The organism is Oceanospirillum sp., from assembly GCF_982874595.1.
In genome coordinates this window covers 48,166-63,602 of sequence record NZ_CEYNZH010000016.1, presented here as the reverse complement: position 1 = coordinate 63,602, position 15,437 = coordinate 48,166, and the positions used below count along the sequence as shown (strand labels likewise).

Here is a 15,437-nt window from a genome sequence, read left to right as displayed (position 1 = left end):
TCACTCCCTGTAGAGGGTAAACTATAGGGGTGACACAGAATTTTGAACACTACCTATTTTTGGTATTGATATATAGGATGAGCTGTAACGGTTTTTTGCCAAACCGTATCGGTTTTGCTCGTTTTGTATCAATAAACCTGTTTTGTAGCCTTGTTACTTAAATGCACGGTGTTAGAATTGCCCGCTCGAAAATAGACTGCTCAGTTAAAAATAAACCAAAGTAATCTGTGGTTGCTTATGTCTGAACAAATTGGCGTTATGACCCGGCTGAAGTTTTTGCTGGCTGAGAAAATGTTTCACTCCTCCATGTTGCGTCACTCTAAGCTGCGACATCAGTGGGTGATGCGACTGTTTAAAGCATCGGCAAACGAGGGGCACCTGAAGGCGCTCTCTATCTATGGCCATTTGCTTTATTTCCGTGGGATTTCCCCGCTTGATAAGGGGCAGGGCGCTAACTATCTGCTGGACGCGGCGCGCCAGGGCGATATTAAAGCTCAGTACCAGATGGGGTGTATCTATGAGAAGGGTTATGGTCATCTGACTAAAAGCTCTGAAAATGCGGTACGCTGGTTTGTCCGTGCTGCGGAGCAGGGGCACCCTTTGGCTTGTCGAAGAATGGCGAAAGCCTGCAGTGAAGGTGAGCTGGGTTTAGCTGTAAACCCTGATCAGTGTCATTACTGGGAACAGAAAACCCGGCATAGCCTGGAAAAGGCAAATGGCATGAACTTATCTTTAAATCTATAATCTGTCTATTGGCACGCAGCTTGCTCTGTATCTTACAGAAACTTGCTGTGTGCGATGGTGCACACAGGATGTGTACCGGTTGTCCATGTGGTTGGTCCGCAAACTGGGACGAGTGAATTTTGACAACAAACGATAAGCAGATTCAGATGCCTTTTATTATTGATGTTGAAGCTTCAGGTTTTGGCCGGGGTAGTTATCCGATCGAAGTTGGCTTTGCACGCCCTGACGGCAGCGTATTCTCGTGCCTTATCCGCCCTGAGCCTGAGTGGGATCACTGGGATGACAGTGCGGAAATGGTGCATGGTATTCCACGGACTAAGCTGCTGGAAGATGGCGCTTCGGTTCGTGATGTTGCTGAAAAGCTGAATGAAGAACTGAAAGGCGAAGTGGTTTATACCGATAGTTGGGGTTTTGACAGCACTTGGCTATCGTTACTGTTTTACCATGCGGGCTTGTCACAGTTGTTTCGGTTAGAAACACTGAGTAAGTTATTGACTGAAAAACAAACCTCTATTTGGGGGCAGGTTAAGCAGCAGGTTGCACTGGAATTGAACATCGACCGACACCGTGCTGGTCCCGATGCCCGCATGTTACAGCGCACCTTTGAAGTCACTTCAACAGCCTGAGGTTCAGGCTGTTTGATAATCTGCCTATACTCGACTTCTTTCTCTTTTTAATCCTCTCTTACCCTAAGAACCAATTTCCCCAATGTTCTATTGCTGGCCAGGTGATCAAAAGCCTCCATAGCTTGTTCTATCGGATATACCGTGTCGATCACAGGTGAAATCGTTTTTGATTCAAACAGTGGCCAAACATTGATCAGCAATGCTTGCAGGACTTTTTGTTTATAGGCGGGGGTTCTTGGCCTCAGCATACTGCCCAGGATTTTCAGGCGCTTCATCAGGACGTGTCTTAGGTCGATTTCTGCCCGCATACCACCCATTGCCCCTATCATACAGAGACGACCATCTTCTTTGAGTAGACTGAGATTATCAGTCAAATAATCAGCACCGACCGGATCTAAGATGACATCGATACCTTGGTTTTGGGTCCAGGCGAGTACAGTTTCTTTGAAGCTTCCCTCATGCCTCAGAAAGCAATGAGTTGCCCCAAGATCCAAACAGGGGGGAATCTTAGTTTCGTCGCCCAGTGTTGTATAAACCGATGCGCCAAAGGTATGGCAAAGCTGAATCGCTGCAGTGCCGACACCACTGCCTCCGGCATGTATCAGAACGTTTTCACCGGGTTTCAGTGCTGCGTCCATAAAAATATTTTGCCAGACAGTCGCATAGATCTCCGGGATTGCGGCAGCCTGAACAAAACTAAAGCCTTGAGGAATCGGTAGTACCTGGACAGCGGGTACGCACACATATTCAGAATAGCCCCCTCCTGCTAGCAGAGCGCATACCGTATCATCAATCTGAAAGCTGGAGACTTTCTCTCCTACTGCATCAATGACACCTGAGCACTCGAGCCCCAACGTACCATTTGCACCTTCAGGCGGAGGGTAAAGGCCATCACGTTGAGTCAGGTCGGCACGGTTAATTCCTGCAGCATGAACTCTAATTCTGACCTGATCCGGGCCCGGTTCAGGGACAGGGTGCAGGTCATCGCTCCAGATGAGCGAGTGGCTCTTCTGGCTGATCTGAATGCAATACATAACGAATTACTCCACTGAGTGATAACGTCAGTTTATGCACAGAATGATTTTGCGTGGGTAATTAAAGGTAAGTTTTAGTTACAGCTTAACGGGAGAAAGACGAGGCAGTCGTTTTGTGTGGTGGTTTATAGTGTGGTCGATTATTAAAAAAGGCCTGACAGGCAGGCCTTTAGGGTGCTCGCTTACTCAGCGTCTTTCAGAATATTGCTACGAATAAAGCGAATACCGAAATAGGTGATTGCCAGACAGCCACCAACAACAGCCAGACCAGCGAATACTGCAGCGTCAAAATACATAGTAGAACCTCATTATCGTTTTAATTTCAGGCGGGCAAATTTAATATTTTTACATAGGGAAAGCATCTTTTGGGCCGGAAATTCTTAGAATTTTTTCGAATAAGCCTGTTTGCATGATTTCTGTTTTGAGTTTTCAACCACCTTGAGGATAATAGCTCTGAGTTTTTTGGTTACTGGTAGCCGTAATGCAGAAGAAACAACCGAAGAAACCTGTCAGTGTGCACTGGAAAGTACGGCTGACACGGTCAGGAAATAAACAATATCTGGCGCGTACGCTCAGCCTTTCTGCTAAGCATCTGCATCTTGAGAGTGAGTACAATCTCAAGGCGGGTGAGAAGGTAAAAGTTGAAGTTTCAGCGCTTCACAATGGTGTTAAGAAAGTACTGGTCATCTTGGGGCTGGTTCGGAGTTCAATTTTACTTTCAACTGGCACTTCATACGGATTGGATGTCAAAATCGAGAAAATCAGTGAAACGGATCAGGCCTTTATTGATGGATATATCAAGGCTCGAGAAGGTCTGGTTGGTGTCCGGTAGCGTCAGCTTGCCGGAACGCTTTCGCAAAAACAAAAGGCAGCCTTAGCCGCCTTTTGTTTTTTTGGGGCGTCTGCTGATATGTTTTATGGAATCAGATCTGCGATACCAAAAGTTTCATCCATCCACTGACCGACAACATTGCGGCCGCACAGGTGATGGGCGTACTGAGTATGCAGGCAGCGTACCGTATCCCAGTTGGCGATACCTCCGATCCCCTTCTCTTTTAGCAGTTTCAGAAAGCCAGCTTGCTCTGCGAAGACTCGTTCTTCTTCGGTCATATAGTGCCAGCGCTGATCAACATAATCCTGATGGCTGGCGTGATACTGGGCCAGAAATTCCGGGTCCTCAATCAGGCGCTCTTCCAGTGCTTTAATTTCACCACGGGCTTCAATATGGCTGATCTCTTTTTTCAGCAGCTCTGAGGTCATCCAGTACAGCGTTGGGAAAGGTTTTTTATCCACAATGGAATGCATTCGCACGACTAATGGAGTGCCGTGGCTATCCGTGGCGCTTACCGCCTGAATGCCTCGGGGAGCGCGACCAATCTGGAGTTCAATCTTCTCAATTAACTCTGGGGTTGGGGCTATATCTGTTTTTTGGTACATCTATCTGTTTATCCACTGCGTTTAGAGGTCGCTTTCCAGTATAATGGACGGCAATTTTGAACTAAAAAGAACTAATTTGACTCAGAATCAGTTGTTTTACTCAGAACGATTTATTTTGACCCAGAAAATATAGGAAAGCGAATAATGAAGAACTTGTTGCGAGCCTGTACGCTGGTCGCTGCGTTTATTACATCCGGTACAGCCACCGCCGCCGCAACGGATTATGCCATAGGGACAGATCTGATTCGCTGGTTTGATCCGGTACAGGATGGTGGTATGGCCAGCCTGACTTTCCAGAAAGCCCTGGGCCGTGAGGATGCTCTGTTTGTTGATCTTGCCCAAAAAGGTGACCGTTATCTTTTGGGAATGGATTACAAAATCTATAACCAGCGCTATTACTACGGTTCTTTTATGCAGGTTGGTGCGCTGTTGGATATAGATAACAGTACTCGTCTGTATATCGAAGGTGCGATGGGGTATGAATTCTCACCATCTCAGAACTGGGTTGTCTCCGGTGATGTTCAGGTACTTTATGGTCCTCAGCATCCGGTAACCCATGATGAAGAGCCTTGGTTTTTGCCTCGCCTGCGGGTGATGTACGCCTTCTGATGGTTCTGTCAGACATAAAAAATCCCCGCTGGGTACGTACTAAAATGCGTACCCGGCGGGGATTTTTTGTTTGTGCTGTCAGCTGTTGGGTATAGGCTTAATCCGCTTTACCGATGTCAGCCCACTTTCCGTTTGTCAGAGACAAAAGATCATCCGGACTGAGTGCGATCTCAAGGCCGCGTTTACCGGCACTGACATGCATGATCTCCAGTGACTGGGCGCTGGCATCGATAAAGGTGGGCAGGCGTTTTTTCTGCCCGAGCGGGCTGATGCCGCCGACCACATAGCCGGATGTTTTCTCTGCCAGAGCAGGATCTGCCATCTCCATTTTCTTACAGCCAAAGGCCTTGGCCAGCGCTTTCAGGTCCAGAATGCCGGACACGGGCACCACTGCGATCACCAGTTTGCCGTCATTGCTTTTCGCCATCAGGGTTTTGAATACGAGATCCTCAGATAAGCCAAGTGCGGTGGCTGCCTCGCCACCGTACGACTCAGCCCCTGCATCGTGGGCGTACTCTTTGATCTCGAACTGAATACCGGCTTTTTTAGCTTGACGGATTCCCGGGGTCATCTCTGAATTCCTGATTGTGACTGTGATGGTGGCTACGGTGATGATTGTGGCGAGGATTAGGTCGCCGATTAATCCTGTTTCAGCTGTTCCAGTTCCTGACGATGATGATCTGTCAGAGGCTGGCTTTTCTTTTCCGCAAAGCTGTAATGGACCATGGTTGCCGTGCCCTTAGCGCCCATTTTCCCATCCTGCCAGGCTTCCTGACAGATCTGGAACGAAGAATTACCGATATGACCGACGTAGGTTTTGATGGTGACGTCCCGGCCATAAAACAGCTCACCGGTATATTCCACTTCGATCTTGGCCAGAATCAGCTGCCATTTTTGCGGGTCCAGATCCGGTGTGAAAATATGAAACAGGTCATTTCGCGCCTGCTCAAACCAGATGGGTAATTTGGTGTTATTGATATGGCCCAGGGCATCGGTATCGCAGAATGCAGGTTTAATGGTTTGCGTGTACATAGCGGTCCTTAATTATTGTTTTGATTTTCGGATTTATTCAGGCCGGAGCCCTGCTGACCAGCAGGTTTCTCAGACGATCCATATAGGGAGGAGCGATAGCCAGATAGACCGTCGCCAGCGCCAGAGAGAGCAGGGTGCCCCACAATAGCCCCAGTGTCGGGTAAAACCAGGCAACGCCGGTGGCATAAACCATCAGGGAGCCTAAGCCTGTCGGGTAGTGTTTGATCACTGTCAGTGCTTTACCCGGCCCGTAGGTACGATGCATCAGCACCAGAAACGGGAACATGGAGATCGGGAAGGCAGCCAGAATACCGGCTGTTGAGGACGGCACCAGATGTGCCGCTCCTGTGATCAGCACCACAATCAGGGCTGCTGTGACCGCCCGGAACAGGAGGACTGAAACCGACATCGCCACCCGTTTGGTCACCTGAGTTTCCGGGATATGCCGGTAGAACCAGAGGCAGCCCAGAATAGCCAGCGTAGGCAGACAGGCGGCTGTGATCAGGTTCAGTTCCAGCTGATCGATTGCCAGACCTGAAATCAGGAACAGCGCCACGCCGGAGAGACTGGCAACAATAATCGCCAGCCAACCCCCTGTCTCCTGTGGCTGTTGTTTGGTGGGGTGATTGAGTTCCTGAGCGCTTGTCAGGCGGTTCAGGCCAAACAGATAGCCCGTGGTCAGCATCAGGGTGCTGGCGAATCCCGCCAGCGTGTAAACGGCACCTTCAGCCGCAAACTCAGGGCTGATCTCATAACCGATAAAGAAGAGTGCAATAGCGGTACCCAGCGGGTAGCCGGACAGTAAACCCGCAATCCGCGGGTTTACATGTTCTGCGATCAGCGAAAGGCCGATCACCGTAGCGATGGACACCGCAATTTTAATCAGCAGTAAGGTCGTCATTAGCGCAGTAACACCACTTTACCGATGGCGGTTCCCGCTTCAACCTTATCGTGGGCTTTGGCAACCTCCTCAAAACTGTACATGTCTTCATCCAGCAGCGGTTTAATATAGCCATCGGCTACCATACCGCTCATGGCATCAACCACTTCTGCCTGTGCTTCAAAATCCACACCATGCACCAGAGGTGTCGCAATAAAGACAACATGCAGCGTCAGGTTTTTGCCGTGCAGTGGAGATAGGTCGTGGGTGGATCTTGCCGCGATCGTCACCACGGTTCCGCTGACGCGGGCGGCCTGGAAAGAGCGATCCATATTGTCGGTACCGACGGTATCAAATACCACATCAAAACCCTTGCCCTCAGTGCAGCGCGCCACATAGTCTTCCACAGATTCATCACGGTAGAAGATCACCTCATCGGCACCCAGACTCCGTGCGATCTCGGCTTTTTCCGGCGTAGAAACGGTCGCGTATACCTTGGCACCAGCCCATTTCGCCACCTGAATCGCCACATGACCCACACCGCCGGTTCCGGCGTGAATCAGAACTTTGTCTTTAGGTTGTACCTGAGCACGTTCCACCAATGCCTTCCAGGCTGTAATGAAAACCACCGGCAGGGCGGCCGCTTCAGCAAAGGCGATATTCTCTGGTTTTTTCGCGATCAGGCGGGCATCTGCCAGCATGTAATCCGCCAGTGCACCCTGATAACGTTTGATGCCTCCGGCAAAGCCAAAGACTTCATCGCCCACTTCAAAACGGTCAACACCTTCACCTACCTCGGTCACGATTCCGGCGACATCGCCGTGCAGAACGGCGGGGAAATCAGGATTGGCAGGAACAGCACCGGCACGGATCTTGGTATCCAGCGGATTCACACTGGTTGCTGCGACCTTAATGATCACATGACCCGGCTTGATAACCGGAGCGGGTATCTCTGCTTGTTCGAACGCGGTTGAATCACCGTACTGACGGATCACCATAGCTTGCATAATTAGGCCTCGCGGGAGCTGTTTTTGTAGTCAGAGCAATAGGATTTGTAGCTGAGATGATTTTGGCGATAAAGCCGCAGGCTTTCAATCAAACAAAATGATCAGATAGGCGAATCGTTATCATCCTGGCTAATACTCCAAAGCGAACCGTCGGTGGAGATACCTGATAAAGCTCCGTTTCTCATGATGTAGGGTGGATTTTCTGAGTTTAAGATTGGCTGTTCATCAAATTGTCAGATTTTGTCTGAAATAATGGGTTGTTATATAAGTTCTTTTAAATCAATGTATTGCAGTTTTGGTTTTGCATTTTTCAATGCAGCAAAGCAGCTGGGTAGTTGATGAATATTTATTAAACCTATCTAATACGCTGTTTTTAATATAAAAACCTATTTTTTTTAGTGGTTTTAGGCCCTTTCAAACAAAAACAACGCATCAGGCCAGAAATAAACAAACAAATACCGTGAGGAAACACATGGAAGCTCTGTTGCGCCGTTTTCGTATCCAGCATCGTATCTGGTCGATGCTGATTTTAACCTTCTCCTGTATGGCTTTACTGCTTGTGATGACTCTGAATCAGGAGCGAGCCAGCTTTACAGATTTGAAAAAGTCTGAGCTCAGGCATCTTGTTGAGTCGGTTCAGTATTCTCTGGATGGCCTGAATAAGCGGGTATCGGCAGGGCAGATGACTCTGGAAGAGGCGCAGCAGCGGGGGCGCGAGCTGATTATGGATGCTCGCTTTGGCCACAATGACTATTTTTGGGTTACCGATCTGGATGGGCGTATTCTGATTCATCCGACGATGCCTTCACTGGAGAATACTGATGGCACTCATCTTAAGGACGTGAACGGCAAGCTGTTTGTGTCTGAAATGCTGAAGAACAGTTTGGGTAATGGCCAGGCTTTTGTGAATTATATGTGGCAACGTCCGGGGGTTGACGGCTCTTTCCCAAAAATCTCTCTGATGAGTACCTACCGACCCTGGGGTTGGGCGATTACTACCGGCTTGTATGTTGATGATCTGGATGAGGTCTTCTGGAAGCAGGCTTATTCGATTATCACTCTGTCAGTGTTGATTATAGCTGTGATGATTCTGATCGCCTGGGCCATCGCCCGAAGCATTACTCATCCCCTGAAAATGACAGTGACTGCGATGGCGGATATCAGTCGGGGGGAAGGTGACCTGACCTCCCGCCTGAAGGTGCAGGGAAATGATGAAATTACCCTGCTCACTCAATACTTCAACGGTTTTGTTGAGCGTATCCATCTGGTCATTATTCAGGCCAGCAAGTCATCGGAAGCGGTTTCTGCGGCAGCCGAAGAGCTTTCTTCGATTACCAACGAAAGCAGTGCCACGATTGCGCAGCAAGCGAAAGAGACCGATCAGGTCGCCACCGCCATCCACGAAATGTCCACCACCGTTCATGAGGTTGCGCAGAATGCCGGTCAGGCAGCGGCAGCAGCGAATAAAGCAGACCAGGAAGCGATTCAGGGCAAGCAGCAGGTTGAAACGGCAATTCGTGCGATTCATGATCTGACCGGTCAGGTGAAGAGCTCCGCTGAGGTGATTCAGACGCTACGCTCTGACAGTGAGAATATCGGTTCGGTACTGGATGTGATCCGTAACGTCGCCGAGCAAACCAATCTTTTGGCGCTGAATGCCGCTATTGAGGCCGCCCGTGCCGGTGAGCATGGCCGTGGTTTTGCGGTGGTTGCTGATGAGGTACGCACGCTGGCGCAACGGACTCAGGAAAGCACTGATGAGATCCAGAGCATTATTGAGCAGCTGCAAAGCGCTGCCCTTAAGGCCGTGTCCGTAATGGATGAGAGTCTTAAGTTCACCGAAGCGACAGAAGCCACCGCTGCTGAAGCCGGTGAATCTCTGGATCGGATTCTGGCGGCTGTCGAATCGATTCGCGACCAGAACGATATGATCGCCAGTGCTGCTGAAGAGCAATCGTTGGTGGCAGAGGAGATCAACCGCAATGTCGTGAATATCGTGAATCTCTCCCATACGACGTCGGAGTCTACGGAGCAGATCAATCACGCCAGTGAAGAACTGGCAGAGCAGGCGGACGGTTTGCACGGGCTGGTACGTCAGTTCCGGATCTGAATTTAGCTTATCTTTATACTGTTCCAGAAGCGCAGTATGGCCTGTCAGGTTGTACTGCGCTTTTTTTCCCTTCAAAAAAGATAAATAAAACAAAGTCTTGAATCTCTGTTTACATTCCGCAATGCAACAATACAGTTTCTCGATTGATGTGGGTTAGTTAAATCTATCTAATGCGCCTGAAGTAATCACTCTAGAGCTGAGAGCTACTCCATTGGGGGGGGCTCTGTTTTCTCTGATATCTGCCGGATAATGCCTGCAAAATGATGCATTGGGCTTATGACTTACAATTAGCAACGTAACAACACTGTAGCAAAATTGATGTATCTCAAATAAACATATTTAATATTGCCCTTTATCTATCAATAGGTAGATTTGTTGTTTCGGTTGGCTCCTATGAGCATAACAACTTCTGAACCTCTTTTTTCCACTCCAACTTATTCTCTGAAAGGACAAATATGGAATCCTTATTGCGCCGTTTTCATATCCGGCACCGCATCTGGTTTATGCTGACGCTGACTTTTATCAGTATGGCATTGCTGTTGTTTATCACTCTTAAACAAGAAAGAGCCAGTTATGATGAGCTTAAAATTACTGAACTGCGCCACCTTACGCAATCTGTAGCCTCAGTATTGGATGCGTATGATCATAGGGTTAAGGCTGGCGATATCACGTTAGAGCAGGCCCAGAGAGAGGCGATGGATCTGGTTAACCAGATGAGGTTTGGAGAGAGCGACTATTTTTGGCTGATGGATTATGAGGGAATCACCCTGATGCACCCGGATCCATCTGAAATTGGAAAAGGGGTTTCAAACACCGTAGATATTAATGGTAAGTACTTTCTCAGAACGGTTCCTCGCGACCTTATTGAAAAGGGAGAAAGTATTTCGGAGTACCACTGGCAGCGAGCAAATTCGAGTAAACCATCGCCAAAGATTTCTCATATCCTTGCATACAAACCCTGGAAGTGGGCTATTGTTACTGGCGTTTATGTGGATGACATTGAAGAAGCCTTTTGGCAGCAAGCGTACTCCATCATCTTGTTTTCCTTGCTGATTGTTTTCTTGATTGGACTTATTGCATTTGCCATTGCTCGCAGTATTACTCAACCATTGAAATTGACAGTGACTGCGATGGCGGATATCAGTCAGGGTGACGGTGATCTTACTGCCCGGCTTAAAGTGCAAGGTAACGATGAAATCGCTCAATTGACCCAGTACTTCAACGGTTTTGTAGAACGTATTCACAATGTGATCATTCAGGCCAGCCGAGCTTCAGAGGCTGTATCGGCTGCAGCTGAAGAACTGTCTTCTATTACCAACGAGAGTAGCGCCACGATTTCCCAGCAAACGAAAGAGACGGATCAGGTGGCCACCGCCATCCACGAAATGTCTACCACTGTTCATGAGGTTGCGCAGAATGCAGGGCGCGCAGCGAGTGCTGCAAGTAATGCCGATCAGGAAGCGATTCAGGGCAAACAGCAAGTTGATATCACGATCAAGGCGATTCACGACCTGACCGGCCAGGTGAAGAGCTCCGCTGAGGTAATTCAGACACTGCGCTCTGACAGTGAGAATATCGGTTCGGTACTGGATGTGATCCGTAACGTCGCGGAGCAAACCAATCTGCTGGCGCTGAATGCTGCCATTGAAGCCGCCCGTGCCGGAGAGCATGGCCGTGGTTTCGCAGTGGTTGCTGATGAGGTTCGTACGCTGGCGCAACGCACGCAGGAAAGTACCGATGAGATCCAGGTCATCATCGAGCAGCTGCAAAACGCTGCCCTTAAGGCCGTGTCCGTAATGGATGAGAGCCTTAAGTTTACCGAAGCGACAGAAGCCACCGCTGCTGAAGCGGGTGAATCTCTGGATCGGATTTTCGCGGCTGTCGAATCGATTCGCGACCAGAACGATATGATCGCCAGTGCCGCGGAAGAGCAATCGCTGGTGGCGGAAGAGATCAACCGCAACGTTGTGAATATCGTGAACCTGTCCCAAACGACGTCAGAATCCACCGAGCAGATCAATCACGCCAGTGAAGAATTGGCACAGCAGGCCGACGGCTTACATGGACTGGTGCGTCAGTTCCGGATCTGACCCGATATTAAAACTCATTTGCAAGTTGAAGCAGCGCTTTTGTTGAAGAAGGCGCTGCTTTTTTTATTTTTCCAGTTTAATTCCAGAGCTTATTAACCCTTTTAAAACAGAGGGTTATTGCCTTGCTTACATTCTGCAATGCAATATTACTCTTTGTTAATTGATGTGTGTCAATCTTGTCTATTTAATGCCGCATTCAAAATTGATTAATTTTTATCAGATTTGCCCCGATAGATATCTGGCCAGGTTAAGGACAAACAGGCCATAGCAGAGATTAAGGTTGAGGTTAGCTATGGAACCCATTTTTCGTCGTTTTCAGATCCATCATCGTATCTGGTTTATGTTATTGCTGGCCTTTACCAGCATGGCGCTCCTAATTGCCGTAACGCTTAAGCAGGAACGCGCCAGTTTTGATGAGCTGAAGAAAACGGAACTGCGTCACCTGACTCAGTCTGTTACCACTATGTTTGATGCGCTGAATGCGAAAGTCAAAGCGGGTGAAATGAGTCTGCAGGATGCCCAGGCTCTCGCCCTGGATCAGGTGCACGCAACCCGTTTTGGTGACAACGATTACTTCTGGGTGATGGATATTAAAGGCACCTATCTGATGCATCCTATCAAGGCGACTCTGGCGGGTGTAAAAGCGGAAGATATTAAGGATGTAAACGGCAAGTATTTTATGTCGCACTGGCCCCGTGAGCTGGCCAGCCATGGAGAAAGCTTTGCCGAGTATTACTGGAACCGTCCGGGCAGCAATAAACCCATTCCTAAAATCACCTATGTTCTGGCCTATAAGCCCTGGAACTGGTCGGTTGCCACCGGCGTTTATATTGATGATATTGAGAATGCCTTCTGGAAACAGGCGTATTCAGTGATTGCGGTATCTGCTGGGATCATTGGTATGATTGCACTGATCGCCCTGTTTATCGCCCGCAGTATCACGCGCCCGTTGAAATCCACTGTCGCGGCGATGCAGGATATCAGTCAGGGTGAGGGTGACCTGACCTCCCGCCTGAAGGTGCAGGGAAATGATGAAATTACCCTGCTCACTCAATACTTCAACGGTTTTGTTGAGCGTATCCATCTGGTCATTATTCAGGCCAGCAAGTCATCGGAAGCGGTTTCTGCGGCAGCCGAAGAGCTTTCTTCGATTACCAACGAAAGCAGTGCCACGATTGCGCAGCAAGCGAAAGAGACCGATCAGGTCGCCACCGCCATCCACGAAATGTCCACCACCGTTCATGAGGTTGCGCAGAATGCCGGTCAGGCAGCGGCAGCAGCGAATAAAGCAGACCAGGAAGCGATTCAGGGCAAGCAGCAGGTTGAAACGGCAATTCGTGCGATTCATGACCTGACCGGTCAGGTGAAGAGCTCTGCTGAGGTGATTCAGACCTTGCGCTCTGACAGTGAGAATATCGGTTCGGTACTGGATGTGATTCGTAACGTCGCGGAGCAAACCAATCTGCTGGCGCTGAATGCTGCCATTGAAGCCGCCCGTGCCGGTGAACATGGCCGTGGTTTCGCAGTGGTTGCGGATGAGGTACGCACGCTGGCGCAACGGACTCAGGAAAGTACTGATGAGATTCAGGGGATGATCGAGCAGCTGCAAGGTGCCGCCCTGAAAGCGGTTTCTGTGATGGATGAAAGTCTGACGTTTACTGAAGCAACAGAAGCTACCGCGGCTGAGGCCGGAGAGTCTCTGGATCGGATTCTGGCAGCGGTCGAATCGATTCGCGATCAGAACGATATGATCGCCAGTGCCGCAGAAGAGCAATCGCTGGTGGCGGAAGAGATCAACCGCAACGTTGTGAATATCGTGAACCTGTCCCAAACGACGTCAGAATCCACCGAGCAGATCAATCACGCCAGTGAAGAATTGGCGCAGCAGGCCGACGGCTTACACGGACTGGTACGTCAGTTCCGGATCTGAGGCTGGTCAATTGTAAAAAAAGTGACTCAAAACAGTGGCATCCGTAGTTTTATCGGGTTGCCACTTTTTTTTAAAGCATCGAAGTTACACTATTAAACAGAAGGCTACACTAATGACTTGTAATGCGTTGTGTAAATGGCATCTTAGAAGCCATAACAATAAATAGAGCGTACGTTAGGTTGGTGTCTGAAAAATAATTTCCCCCTAAAAAACAGACTCACTAAAAAAAATCGCACGACGCTCATAGCAAGAACTAAGGAAAAACCTATGGAAACGACGTTTCGCCGTCTGCCTATCCAATTGCGCATCTGGCTCTTACTTTTACTGGTCTTTGCCTCGATCAGTGTACTGCTGGTTGTATCCCTTCAATACTCCCGCGATGGCTATACCGATCAGAAGACCGGAGAGCTTCGCCATCTTAACGAATCCGTCATCAGCTTGTTTGATGGCCTGAACAAACAGGTTCAGGCAGGAACCCTTACCTTAGAGGAAGCTCAGGCAACAGCCCTGAAACTGGTAAAGCCGATGCGCTTTGGTCAGAACGACTATTTCTGGGTTCAGGATCTGAAAGGTATTGTTCTGATGCACGTCAGCGACAAACTGATCGGCAAAGATTTGAAAACCATTAAAGATGTTCATGGTAAGTACTTTTTCGAGGGTATGGACGGGGCTCTTGCCAGTTCGGGAGATTTTATCTCCGAGTACTACTGGAACCGTGCCGGATCCGATAAGCCTGTGCCAAAGCTCTCCTTTGTGCTGGCTTATAAGCCTTGGGGCTGGGCCGTAGGCACAGGGGCTTATATCGATGATATTGATGCCCAGTTTAACCGTCAGATGATCTCAGTACTCTCTGCAGCGGTTGTCATCATCGGCATTATGGCGGCTATCGCCTGGCTGATCGCTCGCAGTATTACCCGTCCATTGAAAGCAACGGTGCAGGCAATGCAGGATATCAGTCAGGGTGAAGGTGATCTGACTTCCCGTCTGCGAGTTCGGGGTAATGACGAGATCACTCAGCTGACCTTCCACTTCAACGCCTTTGTGGAGCGAATTCATCAGGTGATTATTCAGGCGAATAAATCCTCTGAAGCGGTGTCCGCTGCGGCTGAAGAGCTGTCCTCAATCACCCGTGAGAGCAGTACCACCATCGCCCAGCAGGCGAAAGAGACCGACCAGGTAGCGACCGCCATCCATGAGATGTCTACAACGGTTCATGAAGTGGCGCAGAACGCCGGTGAAGCAGCCGCGGCTGCAAACCGTGCCGATGAGCAGGCGCGTCAGGGTAAGTCGCAGGTAGAAGATGCGATCCGTGCCATTCATGATCTGAACGGTCAGGTGAAAAACTCTGCTGATGTGATTAAGACCCTGCGTTCCGACAGTGACAATATTGGTAGTGTTCTGGATGTGATCCGCAATGTGGCCGAACAGACCAACCTGTTGGCGCTGAACGCTGCGATTGAGGCGGCCCGTGCCGGTGAACATGGCCGAGGCTTTGCCGTGGTAGCGGATGAAGTCCGGACGCTGGCTCAGCGGACTCAGGAGAGTACCGATGAGATTCAGGGCATGATCGAACAGCTGCAAAGCGCAGCGATGAAAGCGGTGACCGTGATCGACGAGAGCCTGAAATACACTGAAGCAACGGAGGCAACAGCCACCGAAGCCGGTAGTTCACTGGATACCATTCTGGCTGCAGTAGAATCGATCCGGGATATGAACGATATGATCGCAAGTGCCGCTGAGGAGCAATCTCTGGTGGCTGAAGAGATCAACCGTAACGTGGTCAACATTGTGGATCTGTCCCAGACCACCTCTGAGTCCACCGATCAGGTCAATGTGGCCAGTGATGAACTCGCCAGTCAGGCCGATACGCTGCACAATCTGGTACGTCAGTTTAAGGTCTGATGTTTGTTGACTGGCTGTAACAGGCCGCATCAATAA

Annotated in this window: 14 protein-coding genes; 8 read left to right on the top strand and 6 right to left on the bottom strand. The window is 49.4% G+C overall.

Annotated elements, in window-relative coordinates; all coding sequences use genetic code 11:
• Nucleotides 1–237: 237 nt before the first annotated feature.
• Nucleotides 238–744 carry a tetratricopeptide repeat protein gene (locus AC4GL5_RS09515; RefSeq protein ID WP_490382543.1) on the top strand — a complete coding sequence of 169 codons (507 nt, stop codon included), beginning with the start codon at nt 238–240 and terminating at the stop codon, nt 742–744.
• A gap of 146 nt (nt 745–890) precedes the next feature.
• Nucleotides 891–1,370, top strand: a complete 480-nt coding sequence (locus AC4GL5_RS09510; protein ID WP_490382542.1) for a 3'-5' exonuclease — start codon at nt 891–893, stop codon at nt 1,368–1,370.
• A 47-nt stretch (nt 1,371–1,417) separates the two neighbouring features.
• Here the strand turns inward: AC4GL5_RS09510 and AC4GL5_RS09505 are convergent, their stop codons facing one another.
• The gene (locus AC4GL5_RS09505) at nt 1,418–2,404 is read right to left on the bottom strand and encodes an NAD(P)H-quinone oxidoreductase (protein ID WP_490382541.1); all 987 of its coding nucleotides are present in this window, start codon (nt 2,402–2,404) and stop codon (nt 1,418–1,420) included.
• 481 nt (nt 2,405–2,885) lie between these two features.
• Here AC4GL5_RS09505 and AC4GL5_RS09500 point away from each other — a divergent pair, with 481 nt between their 5' ends.
• Complete coding sequence (locus AC4GL5_RS09500; RefSeq protein ID WP_490382540.1) at nt 2,886–3,236, top strand: hypothetical protein; 351 nt, start codon at nt 2,886–2,888, stop codon at nt 3,234–3,236.
• An 83-nt stretch (nt 3,237–3,319) separates the two neighbouring features.
• Here AC4GL5_RS09500 and AC4GL5_RS09495 read toward each other — a convergent pair whose 3' ends face one another.
• Nucleotides 3,320–3,841, bottom strand: a complete 522-nt coding sequence (locus AC4GL5_RS09495; protein ID WP_490382539.1) for a DUF501 domain-containing protein — start codon at nt 3,839–3,841, stop codon at nt 3,320–3,322.
• A 144-nt stretch (nt 3,842–3,985) separates the two neighbouring features.
• Between AC4GL5_RS09495 and AC4GL5_RS09490 the strand changes: the two genes are divergently transcribed.
• Entirely contained in the window at nt 3,986–4,450 is a 465-nt protein-coding gene (locus tag AC4GL5_RS09490) for a hypothetical protein (RefSeq protein WP_490382538.1), read from the top strand.
• A gap of 97 nt (nt 4,451–4,547) precedes the next feature.
• Here AC4GL5_RS09490 and ybaK read toward each other — a convergent pair whose 3' ends face one another.
• From ybaK to AC4GL5_RS09470, 4 genes are all read right to left on the bottom strand, one after another.
• Complete coding sequence (gene ybaK / locus AC4GL5_RS09485) at nt 4,548–5,021, bottom strand: Cys-tRNA(Pro) deacylase (RefSeq protein WP_490382537.1); 474 nt, start codon at nt 5,019–5,021, stop codon at nt 4,548–4,550.
• Between the two features lie 68 nt (nt 5,022–5,089).
• On the bottom strand, nt 5,090–5,482 hold the full coding sequence (locus AC4GL5_RS09480) for an acyl-CoA thioesterase (protein ID WP_490382536.1): 393 nt from the start codon (nt 5,480–5,482) through the stop codon (nt 5,090–5,092).
• 37 nt (nt 5,483–5,519) lie between these two features.
• Nucleotides 5,520–6,383 (bottom strand): hypothetical protein, encoded by an 864-nt coding sequence (locus AC4GL5_RS09475; protein WP_490382535.1) that lies wholly within the window; start codon nt 6,381–6,383, stop codon nt 5,520–5,522.
• Entirely contained in the window at nt 6,383–7,369 is a 987-nt protein-coding gene (locus tag AC4GL5_RS09470) for a zinc-dependent alcohol dehydrogenase family protein (RefSeq protein ID WP_490382534.1), read from the bottom strand. The genes AC4GL5_RS09475 and AC4GL5_RS09470 overlap by 1 nt, the downstream gene beginning before the upstream one ends.
• A gap of 472 nt (nt 7,370–7,841) precedes the next feature.
• Between AC4GL5_RS09470 and AC4GL5_RS09465 the strand changes: the two genes are divergently transcribed.
• From AC4GL5_RS09465 to AC4GL5_RS09450, 4 genes are all read left to right on the top strand, one after another.
• Nucleotides 7,842–9,479, top strand: coding sequence for a methyl-accepting chemotaxis protein (locus AC4GL5_RS09465; RefSeq protein ID WP_490382533.1), 1,638 nt, complete (start codon nt 7,842–7,844; stop codon nt 9,477–9,479).
• A gap of 455 nt (nt 9,480–9,934) precedes the next feature.
• Nucleotides 9,935–11,569 carry a methyl-accepting chemotaxis protein gene (locus AC4GL5_RS09460; RefSeq protein WP_490382532.1) on the top strand — a complete coding sequence of 545 codons (1,635 nt, stop codon included), beginning with the start codon at nt 9,935–9,937 and terminating at the stop codon, nt 11,567–11,569.
• Nucleotides 11,570–11,861: 292 nt separating this feature from the next.
• Nucleotides 11,862–13,499 (top strand): methyl-accepting chemotaxis protein, encoded by a 1,638-nt coding sequence (locus AC4GL5_RS09455; protein ID WP_490382531.1) that lies wholly within the window; start codon nt 11,862–11,864, stop codon nt 13,497–13,499.
• A 267-nt stretch (nt 13,500–13,766) separates the two neighbouring features.
• Nucleotides 13,767–15,401, top strand: a complete 1,635-nt coding sequence (locus tag AC4GL5_RS09450; RefSeq protein WP_490382530.1) for a methyl-accepting chemotaxis protein — start codon at nt 13,767–13,769, stop codon at nt 15,399–15,401.
• The last annotated feature ends 36 nt before the right edge of the window (nt 15,402–15,437 follow it).

Excerpts from the sequence above, each read along its gene's own strand:
- AC4GL5_RS09515 (WP_490382543.1), top strand. The coding sequence starts at position 238 with ATGTCTGAACAAATTGGCGTTATGACCCGGCTGAAGTTTTTGCTGGCT.
- AC4GL5_RS09510 (WP_490382542.1), top strand. The coding sequence starts at position 891 with ATGCCTTTTATTATTGATGTTGAAGCTTCAGGTTTTGGCCGGGGTAGT.
- AC4GL5_RS09505 (WP_490382541.1), bottom strand. The coding sequence starts at position 2,404 with ATGTATTGCATTCAGATCAGCCAGAAGAGCCACTCGCTCATCTGGAGC.
- AC4GL5_RS09500 (WP_490382540.1), top strand. The coding sequence starts at position 2,886 with ATGCAGAAGAAACAACCGAAGAAACCTGTCAGTGTGCACTGGAAAGTA.
- AC4GL5_RS09495 (WP_490382539.1), bottom strand. The coding sequence starts at position 3,841 with ATGTACCAAAAAACAGATATAGCCCCAACCCCAGAGTTAATTGAGAAG.
- AC4GL5_RS09490 (WP_490382538.1), top strand. The coding sequence starts at position 3,986 with ATGAAGAACTTGTTGCGAGCCTGTACGCTGGTCGCTGCGTTTATTACA.
- ybaK (WP_490382537.1), bottom strand. The coding sequence starts at position 5,021 with ATGACCCCGGGAATCCGTCAAGCTAAAAAAGCCGGTATTCAGTTCGAG.
- AC4GL5_RS09480 (WP_490382536.1), bottom strand. The coding sequence starts at position 5,482 with ATGTACACGCAAACCATTAAACCTGCATTCTGCGATACCGATGCCCTG.
- AC4GL5_RS09475 (WP_490382535.1), bottom strand. The coding sequence starts at position 6,383 with ATGACGACCTTACTGCTGATTAAAATTGCGGTGTCCATCGCTACGGTG.
- AC4GL5_RS09470 (WP_490382534.1), bottom strand. The coding sequence starts at position 7,369 with ATGCAAGCTATGGTGATCCGTCAGTACGGTGATTCAACCGCGTTCGAA.
- AC4GL5_RS09465 (WP_490382533.1), top strand. The coding sequence starts at position 7,842 with ATGGAAGCTCTGTTGCGCCGTTTTCGTATCCAGCATCGTATCTGGTCG.
- AC4GL5_RS09460 (WP_490382532.1), top strand. The coding sequence starts at position 9,935 with ATGGAATCCTTATTGCGCCGTTTTCATATCCGGCACCGCATCTGGTTT.
- AC4GL5_RS09455 (WP_490382531.1), top strand. The coding sequence starts at position 11,862 with ATGGAACCCATTTTTCGTCGTTTTCAGATCCATCATCGTATCTGGTTT.
- AC4GL5_RS09450 (WP_490382530.1), top strand. The coding sequence starts at position 13,767 with ATGGAAACGACGTTTCGCCGTCTGCCTATCCAATTGCGCATCTGGCTC.